The organism is Microbacterium sp. AG790 (assembly GCF_003634765.1).
Lineage (GTDB): Bacteria > Actinomycetota > Actinomycetes > Actinomycetales > Microbacteriaceae > Microbacterium.
In genome coordinates this window covers 450,737-462,609 of the sequence record NZ_RBWZ01000006.1, presented here as the reverse complement: position 1 = coordinate 462,609, position 11,873 = coordinate 450,737, and the positions used below count along the sequence as shown (strand labels likewise).

Here is an 11,873-nt window from a genome sequence, read left to right as displayed (position 1 = left end):
GAAAGGAGGCATCATGTCGATCCGAACGATCTTCACCCGCATCCGCGACGCGGTGCTCGGCCCGCCCGAGACCCAAGATCAGCGCAACGCGCGAAAGCCCAGCCGCGAGCAGGAGATGCTGCAGGCCCAGCACCTCGCCGTCAGCCAAGCGCGTTACGTGAACTTCATTCCGTGACGACGCCGTCCGTCGCCGATCTGCTCGCTGCGGCGCACGTGGTCTCACTCCCCCTCGTCACCCGCTTCCGCGGCGTCGAGCACCGCGAGGCCGTGCTGTTCGAAGGCCCCGAAGGATGGACGGAGTTCTCGCCGTTCCTCGAGTACGACGACGCCGAAGCCGCCGTCTGGCTGGCGGCCGCGATCGACTACGGCTGGCGGCACCAGCCGTCGCCGGTGCGCGATCGCGTTCCGGTGAACGCGACCGTTCCCGCCGTGGCCGCAGACCAGGCGCCGGCGGTGCTCGCCCGCTTCGACGGCTGCCGCACCGCGAAGGTCAAGGTCGCCGAGCGTGGGCAGACGCTCGCCGACGATGTCGCGCGGGTGCGCGCGGTGCGGGCGGCGATGGGTCCCGAAGGTCGCGTGCGACTCGACGCGAACGGCGGCTGGAACGTCGATGAGGCCGAACATGCCGCCCACGCCCTGGCCGGGTTCGACCTGGAGTATCTCGAGCAGCCCTGCGCGTCGGTCGACGAGCTCGCCGAGCTGCGCCAACGCCTCGCCGACTGGGACCTGCCCATCGCCGCCGACGAATCGGTGCGCAAGGCGGCGGACCCCCTCGACGTCGCGCGCCGGGGCGCCGCCGACCTGCTCGTCATCAAGGCGCAGCCGCTCGGCGGGGTCGCGCGCGCCCTGTCGATCGTCGCCGACGCGGGCCTTCCCGCGGTCGTCTCCAGCGCCCTCGACACGAGCATCGGCCTGGCGATGGGTGTGACCTTGGCGGCCGCGCTCCCTGAACTGCCCTACGACTGCGGCCTCGGCACGGCATCGCTGCTCGCCGCCGACGTCACGCGCGCACCGCTGCGGCCCGTCGACGGCAGCCTGCCGGTCGGGCGTGTGACACCGGATGCCGAGCTCCTGGCCCGCCACGCGGCATCCCCCGATCGTCGCACCTGGTGGCTCGAACGCCTCGAGCGCTGCGCCGCGCTGATCTAGGAGCGTCTAGGAGCGGAACACCGCGGCGCCGTCGTCGGCGACGATCGCCGGCACCAGGGCTTCGATACGGCGACGAAGGTCGTCCGTGACGCGATCGGAGGACTTGCCCTCCAGGGTGGCCGTCGTGCAGGTCTCGTTCGAGACGTCCAGGAGCACGCGCGCCGCATCGGGGATCGGCATCCGGAGCGTGAGCCCGTAGGTGGCGACGATGTGCTGGAGAAAGCCCTCGATCCGTTCGATGACGCGTCGCTGCAGCGTGAGGAAGGCGTCGGCCAGACGCTCGTCGCGCAGAGCCTGGGCGCGGATCTCGGTGAGCAGGTGCGGGTCCATCTCCTCGCCGAAGGGCGCTCCGAGATGACCGACGAGATCGGAGATGTCGATCTGGCCGTCGGGTGAGAGGCGCTGCACCCGACTCTCCACGGCGTCCAGCTTGGCGTCGGACAGGCGCGTGACGAGCGCCAGGAACAGCTCGTCCTTCGTCTCGAAGTTGGAGTAGAACGCGCCGCGCGTGAAGCCGGCCCGCTCGCAGATCGCCTCCACCGAAGCGGCATCCATGCCGACCTCCGAGAAGACCTCGTGAGCGGCATCCAGCAGACGAGCGCGGGTCTGCTCCCGGCGCTGGCTGGGCGGGCGGCCGGCATCCGTGCGGTCGGCGATGTCGGTCACTGTCCCTCCCTTCGTCGACGACGGTGTCGCCGTCGTCGTGCGTCTCAGTTCACATCGAGTGCTCAGGATTGCGCGAATCCCTGCTCTTAGGATACATCTGTGTATCGGATACAGCGGTGTATCGAACATTCCCTGTCCGTCACTGTCCCGAACGTCTGAACCGGAGCACCCCGTGTCCACACTTCTGTTTTCGCTCGGCCGCTGGTCGTACCGCCACTCCTGGCGGGTCCTCGTGTCGTGGCTGCTGCTGCTGGGCGTGATCGGCGGCGCCGTCGGGGTGGGTGTCGCCACCGGCGCCGTGAAGGGGTTCGACAACTCCTTCTCCATCCCGGGGACCGAAGGGCAGGAGGGCCTGGAGCTTCTCAACCGCACCTTCCCCCAGGCGGCCGGCACCAGTGCGCAGTACGTGATCGTGGCGGCGCCCGGTCAGCACGTCGACGACGCGCCCTACAACGACCAGATCGCGACGACCGTCACCGATCTCGGAAAACTCGACGGCGTGCTGGCGGTCACCGATCCGTTCAACAAGAACGTGACCGGCATGGTCAGCGACGACGGCCAGGCCGCGCTCATCCGCCTGCAGTTCGAGGGCAGCGTCACCAATGTCCCCGCCGCCACGAAGACCGCCCTTCAAGACATGGCGACGAGTCTCGGCTCGGCCCTCCCGGCCGGATCCACGGTCGTGGTCGGTGGCGATCTGTTCTCGACATCGCTGCCCAGCCTGTCGGTGACGGAGATCATCGGCGTGCTCGTGGCGCTGTTCGTGCTCATCATCACGTTCCGCTCCCTCGCCGTCGCGTGGTTCCCCCTCGTCAGCGCGATCATCGGGGTGGTGCTCTCGGTCGTACTGATCTTCGCCTCGACGGCCTTCGCGACGGTGTCCTCCACGACGCCGATGCTCGCGATCATGCTCGGATTGGCCGTCGGCATCGACTACGCGCTGTTCATCGTCGCGCGACATCAAGACCAGGTGCGCGCCGGTATCGATCCCGAGGAGTCCGCCGCGCGCGCGACCGGCACGGCCGGCTCCGCCGTCATGTTCGCCGGTGTCACGGTGCTGATCGCGCTCGTCGGTCTGGGTTTTGCCGGCATCCCCTTCCTCACCACGATGGGTCTGGCCGCCGCGGGCGCCGTCGCCGTCGCGGTCGCCGTCGCCGTCACCCTCACCCCGGCGCTCCTCGGCTTCGCCAAGGGCCGCGTCGCCGGCTGGCCGCGGGGTCTGGGGCGCGGCATCCCGTTCGGGCGCCGTCGCCGCGCGGCGCGCACGCGGGGGGATGCCGAGGACAGCGCCGCACCGGCGGCGTCGTCAGCTTCGAAGAAGACGAACCCGTGGGTGGCGCTCGTGACCCGGCATCCGGTCGTCAGCGCCCTGTCGGTGATCCTGGTGCTCGGCATCGCGGCGATTCCCGCGTCGAGCCTGCAGCTCGCCCTGCCGAACGCGGGCATGCAGCCCGCCTCCAGCGAAGCGCGGCAGGCCTACGACCTGACCGCCGAGCACTTCGGGCCGGGCGCGAACGGACCGCTCATCCTCGCCGGCACGATCGTCACCTCGACCGACCCGCTGACGCTCATGGCCAATCTGAAGGCCGACGTCGAGAAGATCCCGGGCGTGAAGACCGTGGCGCTCGCGACGCCGAACCAGACCGCCGACACGGGACTCGTCCAGATCGTGCCGACCACGGCACCGGACGCCCCTCAGACGGCCGACCTCGTGCGGGAGCTGCGCGCCCACCACGACGAATGGCTGCAGAAGTACGGCATCGACCTCAAGGTCACCGGCTTCACGGCGATCGCGATCGACATCTCCGACCGGCTGGGCGCCGCCCTGGTGCCCTTCGGACTGTTCGTGGTCGGCTTGTCGTTCATCCTGCTGATGATCGTGTTCCGCTCGATCTGGGTGCCGCTGAAGGCGACCCTGGGCTACCTGCTGTCGATCCTCGCCGCGTTCGGCGCCGTCGCGGCGGTGTTCGAGTGGGGCTGGCTGGCGGACGCGCTGCACGTGACGCGCACCGGACCGGTGATCAGCTTCATGCCGATCATCCTCATGGGCGTGCTGTTCGGGCTCGCGATGGACTACGAGGTCTTCCTCGTCTCCCGCATGCGCGAGGACTACGTGCACACCCGACGTGCTCGCGGCGGACGGGCCGATCGGCAGACGGCCGTCGGGGCGGTGCGCAGCGGCTTCACGGCGTCGGCGCGCGTGGTGACCGCCGCCGCGGTCATCATGTTCGCCGTCTTCGCGGCCTTCATCCCCGAAGGCGATACGTCGATCAAACCGATCGCGCTCGGACTCGCCGTCGGCATCGCCGTCGATGCGTTCCTCGTGCGTATGACGCTCGGACCGGCGATCATGGCGCTGCTGGGCGAGAAGGCCTGGTGGATGCCGAGGTGGCTCGACCGCGCACTGCCGCACTTCGACATCGAGGGCGAGGCCGTCGAGCGCGAGCTCGCGCTGACCGCCTGGCCGGAGCCCGACTACACCGGCGCGCTGGCCGCAGACGACCTGTCGGTCCGCGTCGAGGGCGGCAAGGGGGTCGGCGACATCACGCTCTTCCGCGCCTCCTCCATCCGCCTCGAGCAGGGCGGGACGCTCCTGGCGACCGCGGCCGACCCGCGCGCCGGTCGCGCCTTCGTCCTCACCGTCGCGGGCCGGGTCGACCCGAGCGAAGGACGCCTGCGCGTCGCGGGTCACCTGCTGCCCGGACGCGGCGCCTGGGTGCGCGCGCACGTCGGTGTCGCTCTGCTGGAGGGCGCCGCCGCGCCCCTCACCGAGCTGCGCCGGGCGCTCGCCGGCGGAACCACGATGGTCGTCATCGACGGTCTCGACACCTTGACCGGCGCCGATCGCGATCAGGCTGCCGCGCTGCTGCGCGACGCGCAGGAGCGCGCCGCCGCCCGCACCACCCGCAGCGGCGCTCCCGCCCATCCGCTCACCATCGTCGCCTCCGCCCGTCGCGAGGGCCCCGCCCTCGACGTGCTCGCCGACGCCCACCGCCAGAGCGTGACCGCGCTGGCCCTCACCACCGGCACCGCCGACTCTCCCACGCAGGTGATCTCCGCATGACTCTCTCCCTCGAACGCGCCCGCTCCCGTCGCCCCGTCACCTGGCTCACGCTGCTCGGCGTGCTCCTGCTGCCCGTGCTGATCGGCGGCATCCTGCTCGCGGCGCTCTACAACCCCACCGAGCGCCTCGACAACGTGCGCGCCGCGATCGTCAACAACGACAAGCCGGTCACGATCAACGGGCAGACGGCTCCGCTGGGCCGCCAGCTCACCGCGGGTCTGGTGGAAGGCTCCCCCGATGTGCCCAGCAACCTCGACTGGGTGATCTCCAACACCGACGACGCGGCCGCGGGCCTCGCCGACGGCAACTACGACGCGGTGATCACGATTCCGGAGAACTTCTCCGCCGCCGCGACCTCGACCGCACCGGGGAAGACGCCCGAGAAGGCCACGATCCAGGTCCAGACCGCTCCGGACGGCCGCGTCGTCGACGGCGCGATCACCGCGACGATCACGCAGACCGCGGCATCCGTGTTCGGCAGCGCCGTGTCACAGCAGTACCTCACCAACGTGCTCATGGGCTTCACGAACCTGCATGACCAGCTCGGTCAGGCCGCCGGCGGTGCCGACCAGCTCGCCAGCGGCGCGCAGCAGGCGGCCAACGGAGCCGCCCAGCTGCCCAGCGGCGCGACCGCTCTCGCCTCGGGCGCAGGTCAGCTCGGCACGGGGGCGAGCGACCTGTCGTCGGGGCTCGACAAGCTGACGACCGGCGCCAACGATTCCGCGGCGGGAGCCGGCCAGCTCGCCGATGGACTGACACAGCTGTCCGCGCAGTTCACCTCCACGGATCCGAAAACTTTCGGCGGCACGGTGTCGACCACGGCGCAGTACGCGTCGGCGGCAGCGGCGGCGACGCAAGAGCTCGCGGCGAAGTACCAGAAGCAGCTCGTGGAGAACGCCTGCAACCCGGCGTCGCCGGTCCAGACGCCCACCTGCGCCGCGCTGCTGACGTTGGCGACGGACGTCCAGAGCTCCGCGACCAACGCCGGCTACGCGGCGGGGTACGCGAACGGCCTGAAGAACGAGGCCGTCCCCGAGGCGGTGAAGGGCGTGAACCAGCTCGCCGGAGGGGCGCAGTCGCTGCAGTCCGGCCTCGGCCAGCTCGCCGGCGGCATCGGCCAGGCCGCCACCGGCGCCACAGGACTGTCGACCGGCGCCTCGCAGCTCGCCGACGGAGCTTCGCAGCTCGCCGACGGCGCGACCCAGCTCAGCACCGGTGTGAACCAGCTCGCCACCGGATCCAGCTCGCTGGCGCAGGGCCTGGACTCGGCCGTCTCGCAGATCCCCACCTACTCGCAGCAACAGGCCGACGCGACCGCCAAGGTCGTCGCGAACCCGGTGAGCGCGGACGGTATCGGAACCAACCTCTTCGGCGCGTCGGCGATCCCGCTCCTGGCGATTCTCGCGCTGTGGTTCGGGGGCCTCGGCTCGTTCATCGCGCTCCAGGCCGTGCCGCGGCACGCGCTGAGCTCGCGGCGTCCGTCGGTGCTCCTGGCCCTGCGCAGTCTCGCACCGGCCGCCGGCATCGGGGCCGCCCAGGGCCTGCTGGTCGCGGGTGTCGCCCAGATCGCGGCGAACTACGACGCCGGCACCTGGTTCGCGTTCGCCGGCCTCGCCGTCGTCGCCGGTGTCTCGTTCGCGGCGGTCAACCAGGCGCTGGTCGCGGTCTTCGGGGGCGCCGGCCGCTGGATCTCGACGCTCGTCGGGGTGCTCGCGGTGGCGACCGGGATCGTCTCGACGATCCCCGGCATCCTCGCCTCGGTCGCCGCCGTCATGCCCACCGCGCCCGCCTACACCGCGCTGCTGGCGGCGATCACTCCCGCCGGCGGCCTCGGTGCGGGACTCGCCGGCATGATCGCGTGGGCGGCACTGGCGTTCGTCGCCACGACGATCGCGGTGACCCGCCGCCGGACGGCGAACACCCGGGCGCTGCTCGCGGCATCCCCCGCCCTGGCCTGACCCCGCCCCCGCGCCACAAAACGGCTCGCGCTGCGACAATATCCGCAGCGCGAGCCGTTTTCTGCAGCTCACACCGGCTCGGCGACCGTGCGGACGTCTCCGCCCGCGCGCCCGCAGCGCGGGCTCAGTTCAGGCCGCTGTAGACGTGCAGGCCCTTGAAGAAGAGGTTCACGATCGTGAAGTTGAACATCACCGCGGCGAAGCCGACGATGGACAGCCACGCCGAACGGGTGCCTCGCCAGCCGCGGGTCGCCCGCGCGTGGATGTAACCGGCGTAGAGCACCCAGATGACGAAGGTCCACACTTCCTTCGTGTCGAAGCCCCAGTAGCGTCCCCACGCATCGTTGGCCCAGATCGATCCGGCGATGAGGGTGAAGGTCCAGAAGATGAAGCCGATGATCGTGAAGCGGTAGGCCAGCGCCTCCAGGACGTCGCCGGCCGGCAGCGTCCGCAGGAAGCGCAGGCCGCGGCGGCGCGGCGTGGAGGCGGCCGCAGCGGCTCCGCCCTCCTCCGGCGCCGACAGGGCGGCGATCGCCAGCCGCTCGCGGCGGGTCTGCATCAGCTGCAGCACCGACAGCGCGAAGGCGAGGGCGAACAGCGCGGTGGCCAGCGACGCGACGAACACGTGGATCACCAGCCACACGCTCTTCAGCGGGTCGGACAGCGGGACGACGGCGGTGTAGAACCAGATCACCGTGCCGCCGAGCAGCACGACCACGAGACCGGTGATGAAGGTGCCCAGGAAGCGGAGGTCGTACTTGAACAGCACCACCAGGTAGACGGCGACGATCAGCATCGTTCCCGTGAGGGCGAACTCGTACATGTTCGACCACGGCACACGCCCCGAGGCGACGCCGCGCAGCACGTCGCCGGCGACGTGGAAGAGGAAGCCGAGCACCGTCAACGAGGTTCCGATGCGCGCCCACAGGTAGCGCGCGCGGCGGGCGAGCGGCGCTTCCAGCTCCGCCTTGGCCGCCTGCTGCTCGGCCCGCATCTCGTCGAGAGACCCGCCGGGAGCAGTGGATGCGGATGCCGAGACGCCCGCGCCCGCGCCGACGAGCTCGCGCTGCTTCGCGGCATCCTTCTGCTGGATCGCGATGTCGGAGCGGCGCCCGAGGTCGATCGCGTAGGCGATGAACGCGAGCGCGTAGATCGCGACCGCGGTCCACACCAGGAGCCGGGAGATTTCGTCGAGAGGGAGGCCGTCGGGCATGACGATCAGTCTACGTCGGCGTGCTGCACGCCGGACCGGTCACGACCGGCCGGCGCCGCCGTCCTGACCCGCGGATGCCGCGGTCTGCGCACGCGCCGACCCGGCGGTGCCCGCGGCATCCATCGCGGCACCGTGGTCGCGGACGATGTCGGCGACCGCCACCGCGATCGCGGGGTCCTCACCGCGCGCGAGACCCGCGTACTCGAGGTGCACCACGCCGTCACCCGGCGTGGCCTTGACCCACATGCGCCGGCGCGGGATGAACAGCGCCGCGAGCAGTCCCGTGAGGGCGACGATCGCGAAGCCGAGCACCCACGGCGCGCCGACGTCGCGGTGGATCGACAGGGACACGTAGCGCTTGACCTGCTCGCGAGCCCCGCTGGCCTTCGCGTCGTCGAACGTGATCGTGCCGAGGCCGTTCGGCAGGTTCACGGTCTGGCCCGGGGCGAGCTCGAGCGAGGGGACGTTGATCTTGCGGCCGGTCAACTGCGTCATGCCGCTGACGTCGAGCGCGTAGACGTTGCGGGGCGTGCCGTCGTCGATGCCGAGATCGCCCGTGTACACGTCGAGGGTGAGAACGGGGTTCGCCAGCGACGGATAGTACGACGTGAGCGCACCGGTGTCCATCTTGACCGCTGTCGGGTAGAAGAACCCGACGAGACCGACCTGCTGCGACAGCCCGTCGGGGACCTTGACGACCCCGAGCGAGGTCATCGTCGCGCCCTGCGGAAGGAACTCGACGTCTTCGTGCAGCACGACGTCGCCCGCGGGGTTTCGCACCGTGATGGTCGGCGCATAGCCGTTGCCCATGAGGTAGACGCGGTCGCCGGCCATGTCGATGGGATGGTTGACCCGCACGGTCTGCTGCTGCGGGTCGTGTCCCGGCTCGCGGGTGGTGAGGTTCGCGGCGAAGTCCCCGGCCTGCCCCTGACCGGCCTGCCCGATGGGCACGTAGTTCACGTCGAAGCTGTCGAGGGTGAGCGAATACGGCGGCAGCGCGTTCGTGTCGACGAAGCGACCGGGGTTGAACGAGGTGTAGCCGAGGCCGAGGGAGTTGACGAAGCTGTCGCCCTCGACGATGACGGTCTGGCCCGTGTAGGTGAGGCCGCCCCCGACGCCGACCGAGATGAGCACGCCGACGAGCGCGGCGTGGAAGACCAGGTTGCCGGTCTCACGGGCGTAGCCGCGTTCGGCCGACACGGATGCCGTCGCGGGCCGCTTCGCCGTCGCGGCGGTGTCGTAGCGCTCGACGCGGTATCCGGCCTTGCGCAGCTGCGCCTGCGCGAGCTCGACGGCGGCGACGGCGGCCGCCTCGGCATCCTGCCCCGGAGCGACGATGCGCTCCGCCTCGGCGTGGTCGTCCAGACGCGACAGGCGGGCGGGCGTGCGCGGCGGCCGGGCCCGCAGGGCGTTGAAGTGGTGCTTGGTGCGCGGGATCACGCAGCCGATCAGCGAGATGAACAGCAGGATGTAGATCGCCGAGAACCAGACCGACGAGTACACGTCGAACAGCTGCAGGCCGTCGAGGATCGGGAACAGGCCCGGATTGTCGGTCTTGTACTGCAGCACGCCGTTCGGATCGGCGGTGCGCTGGGGCACGATCGAGCCGGGGATCGCCGCGATGGCGAGCAGCAGCAGCAGCACGAGCGCCGTGCGCATGCTCGTCAGCTGCCGCCAACCCCACCGCAGCCAGCCGATCACGCCCAGCTGCGGCTGGGCGATGCCCGCGGCGGGAACCTCGGCATCCGCGTGGTCCGCCGGGCGCAGCGGGTCGCTGGCGCCCGTGCCGTCAGAGCGGGAGTTCGACACCGCCGATCACCCCCGTCAGCTGCGACATCGCCGCGGTCCAGAGCCCGGTGACCATGAGCAGGCCGAGCACGATCAGAAGCACGCCGCCGACGATGTTGACGGTGCGGATGTGGCGGCGCAGGAACGCCACCGAGCGCGTCGCCCAGCCGAAGCCCACCGCGAGCAGCAGGAACGGGATGCCGAGTCCCAGCGAGTAGGCGACGGCGAGCAGCACAGCGCGGGTCGGGTCGGCCTGGGTGAGGGAGATCGAGAGGATCGCCGCGTAGGTCGGGCCGATGCACGGCGCCCACCCGATGCCCATCGCGACGCCCAGCAGCGGTGCGCCGACCAGTCCCAGGCCGCTGCGCACCTGCGGCTTCATCGTGCGCTGCGCGAAGCCGAACAGCCCGAGGAATACCAGCCCCATGACGATGACGACGACGCCCAGCACGCGGGTGAGCACCTCGCCGTACTGGAGGAAGAAGCGGCCGAGGGTTCCGGCGAGCACTCCCATCGCGACGAAGACGACCGTAAACCCGGCGATGAACAGCACCACCCCCAGCAGCAACCGGCCGCGGCCCGTGCGGGTGGGGCGACCGCCGCGGCTGCCCACGCTGCCCGACGCCCCGCCGAGGAACCCGAGGTAGCCCGGAACGAGCGGCAGCACGCACGGCGACAGGAACGACACGAGACCCGCGAGCATCGCGATGGGGATCGCGAGCCAGAGCGCGCCGCTGAAGACGACGTCGCTCACGTGGTCTCCGCGACGACGTCGTTGATGATCGTCTTGAGGATCGACTCGCTCTCGACGCGGCCGATGAATCGCGCCGCGACGCGGCCCTGCCGGTCGAGCACGAGGGTGATCGGCACCGACTGCAGCGGCGTCCACGACGCGAACGCGAGCTTGAGGTCGGCGTCGTCCTTGGCGAGCAGCGACGGGTAGGTGATGCCGTACTTCTCGTCGAAGGCTTTCGCGCCCTCGGGGCCGTCGTAGATGTTCACACCGAGGAACTGCGCGCCCGCGGGCTGTACCGCCTGGTACGTGCTCTCGAGCGTCGGCGCCTCCGCGCGGCAGGGGCCGCAGTTGGCGTACCAGAAGTTGAGGACCAGCACCTTGTCGGCGTAGTCGGCGTTGGTGACGGTTGCACCGTCGACCGCGGTGCCGCTGAACGAGACCGCACCGCCGCGGTCGGCGGGCGCGATCTCCTGCACGCTGCCGTCGCCGGAGATGTAACCCTTGCCATCGCCCTGCTTGTACTGGTTGGCGAGGTCGTCATTCGCGCTGCTGCACCCCGCCAGGCCCGCGCCGAGCGCCAGGGCGAGAAGGGATGCCGCGACGCGAGCGATCGTCCGATGCTTCATACCGCTCCCACATCCACCGCGTGAGCCGTCGAGGCCGGCTCGGCGTAGTCGACTTCGCGCCAGCCGCCGCCGGCGCGCTCGAAACTGGTGATGCTCGAGAGGGCGCAGCGGCGCTTGCGCGGGTCGTGGCGCAGCGGCTGACCGGCCACCGACAGATGCGTGACCCAGATCGGCAGCTGGTGGGAGACGATGACGACATCGCCCCCGTCGGCGTCGTTCCAGGCTTCGTTCATCGCGGCATCCATGCGGGCGACGACCTCGGCGTACGGCTCGCCCCAGCTGGGGATCTCGGGGCGCGCGAGGTGTCGCCAGTTGAGGGGATTGAGCACGGCACGTGTCATGCGCTTGCCCTCGAAGACGTTGGTGGGTTCGATGACGCGCTCATCGATGATCGGGTCGAGCGCGAAGGCCTCGGCGAAGGGCTCCGCCGATTCCTGGGTGCGCTGCAACGGCGAGGCGTAGAGGGCGCTCACCGGCCGGCCCGATCCCTGCACATAGGCGGCGGCGCTGCGGGCCATCTCGCGCCCCGCGGCACTCAACCGGAAGTTCGGAAGTCGTCCGTACAGCACCCGCCCCGGATTGTGGACCTCGCCGTGGCGCACGAGGTGGAGGCGGTCAGCGGGCACCCCGCCAGTCTACGCGGGGCACATCTGTGGCCGGGCTGAGAGCGGAA

Annotated in this window: 10 protein-coding genes; 4 read left to right on the top strand and 6 right to left on the bottom strand. The window is 70.8% G+C overall.

From position 1 onward, the window contains the following. Nucleotides 1-13 precede the first annotated feature (13 nt). Nucleotides 14-175: a hypothetical protein gene (locus DEU37_RS14795; RefSeq protein ID WP_183043562.1), complete on the top strand. Its 162-nt coding sequence runs from the start codon at nucleotides 14-16 to the stop codon at nucleotides 173-175. After that, nucleotides 172-1,149, top strand: coding sequence for an o-succinylbenzoate synthase (locus DEU37_RS02735; protein WP_121189142.1), 978 nt, complete (start codon nucleotides 172-174; stop codon nucleotides 1,147-1,149). Before DEU37_RS14795 ends, DEU37_RS02735 begins: the two co-directional genes overlap by 4 nt. A gap of 6 nt (nucleotides 1,150-1,155) precedes the next feature. Here DEU37_RS02735 and DEU37_RS02730 read toward each other — a convergent pair whose 3' ends face one another. Then, entirely contained in the window at nucleotides 1,156-1,815 is a 660-nt protein-coding gene (locus tag DEU37_RS02730) for a TetR/AcrR family transcriptional regulator (RefSeq protein ID WP_121189141.1), read from the bottom strand. Between the two features lie 172 nt (nucleotides 1,816-1,987). Here DEU37_RS02730 and DEU37_RS02725 point away from each other — a divergent pair, with 172 nt between their 5' ends. Together DEU37_RS02725 and DEU37_RS02720 are read left to right on the top strand one after the other, a co-directional pair. Further along, nucleotides 1,988-4,879, top strand: coding sequence for an MMPL family transporter (locus DEU37_RS02725; RefSeq protein ID WP_121189140.1), 2,892 nt, complete (start codon nucleotides 1,988-1,990; stop codon nucleotides 4,877-4,879). Then, complete coding sequence (locus tag DEU37_RS02720; RefSeq protein ID WP_121189139.1) at nucleotides 4,876-6,837, top strand: YhgE/Pip family protein; 1,962 nt, start codon at nucleotides 4,876-4,878, stop codon at nucleotides 6,835-6,837. Before DEU37_RS02725 ends, DEU37_RS02720 begins: the two co-directional genes overlap by 4 nt. A 124-nt stretch (nucleotides 6,838-6,961) precedes the next feature. On the opposite strand, the gene ccsB is transcribed toward DEU37_RS02720, so the two are convergent. The 5 genes from ccsB to DEU37_RS02695 are packed head-to-tail and all read right to left on the bottom strand — an operon-like array spanning nucleotide 6,962 to nucleotide 11,826. After that, nucleotides 6,962-8,050: a c-type cytochrome biogenesis protein CcsB gene (gene ccsB / locus DEU37_RS02715; RefSeq protein ID WP_121189138.1), complete on the bottom strand. Its 1,089-nt coding sequence runs from the start codon at nucleotides 8,048-8,050 to the stop codon at nucleotides 6,962-6,964. A 39-nt stretch (nucleotides 8,051-8,089) separates the two neighbouring features. After that, nucleotides 8,090-9,859 carry a cytochrome c biogenesis protein ResB gene (locus DEU37_RS02710; RefSeq protein ID WP_121189137.1) on the bottom strand — a complete coding sequence of 590 codons (1,770 nt, stop codon included), beginning with the start codon at nucleotides 9,857-9,859 and terminating at the stop codon, nucleotides 8,090-8,092. After that, nucleotides 9,840-10,592, bottom strand: coding sequence for a cytochrome c biogenesis CcdA family protein (locus tag DEU37_RS02705; RefSeq protein WP_121189136.1), 753 nt, complete (start codon nucleotides 10,590-10,592; stop codon nucleotides 9,840-9,842). The genes DEU37_RS02710 and DEU37_RS02705 overlap by 20 nt, the downstream gene beginning before the upstream one ends. After that, nucleotides 10,589-11,200, bottom strand: coding sequence for a TlpA disulfide reductase family protein (locus DEU37_RS02700; protein ID WP_016464310.1), 612 nt, complete (start codon nucleotides 11,198-11,200; stop codon nucleotides 10,589-10,591). Before DEU37_RS02700 ends, DEU37_RS02705 begins: the two co-directional genes overlap by 4 nt. Then, complete coding sequence (locus DEU37_RS02695) at nucleotides 11,197-11,826, bottom strand: histidine phosphatase family protein (protein ID WP_121189135.1); 630 nt, start codon at nucleotides 11,824-11,826, stop codon at nucleotides 11,197-11,199. Before DEU37_RS02695 ends, DEU37_RS02700 begins: the two co-directional genes overlap by 4 nt. Between the last annotated feature and the right edge of the window lie 47 nt (nucleotides 11,827-11,873).

What these genes read in the sequence shown, in the direction of transcription:
- DEU37_RS14795 (WP_183043562.1), top strand. Translation starts at nt 14, where the DNA reads ATGTCGATCCGAACGATCTTCACCCGCATCCGCGACGCGGTGCTCGGC.
- DEU37_RS02700 (WP_016464310.1), bottom strand. Translation starts at nt 11,200, where the DNA reads ATGAAGCATCGGACGATCGCTCGCGTCGCGGCATCCCTTCTCGCCCTG.
- ccsB (WP_121189138.1), bottom strand. Translation starts at nt 8,050, where the DNA reads ATGCCCGACGGCCTCCCTCTCGACGAAATCTCCCGGCTCCTGGTGTGG.
- DEU37_RS02720 (WP_121189139.1), top strand. Translation starts at nt 4,876, where the DNA reads ATGACTCTCTCCCTCGAACGCGCCCGCTCCCGTCGCCCCGTCACCTGG.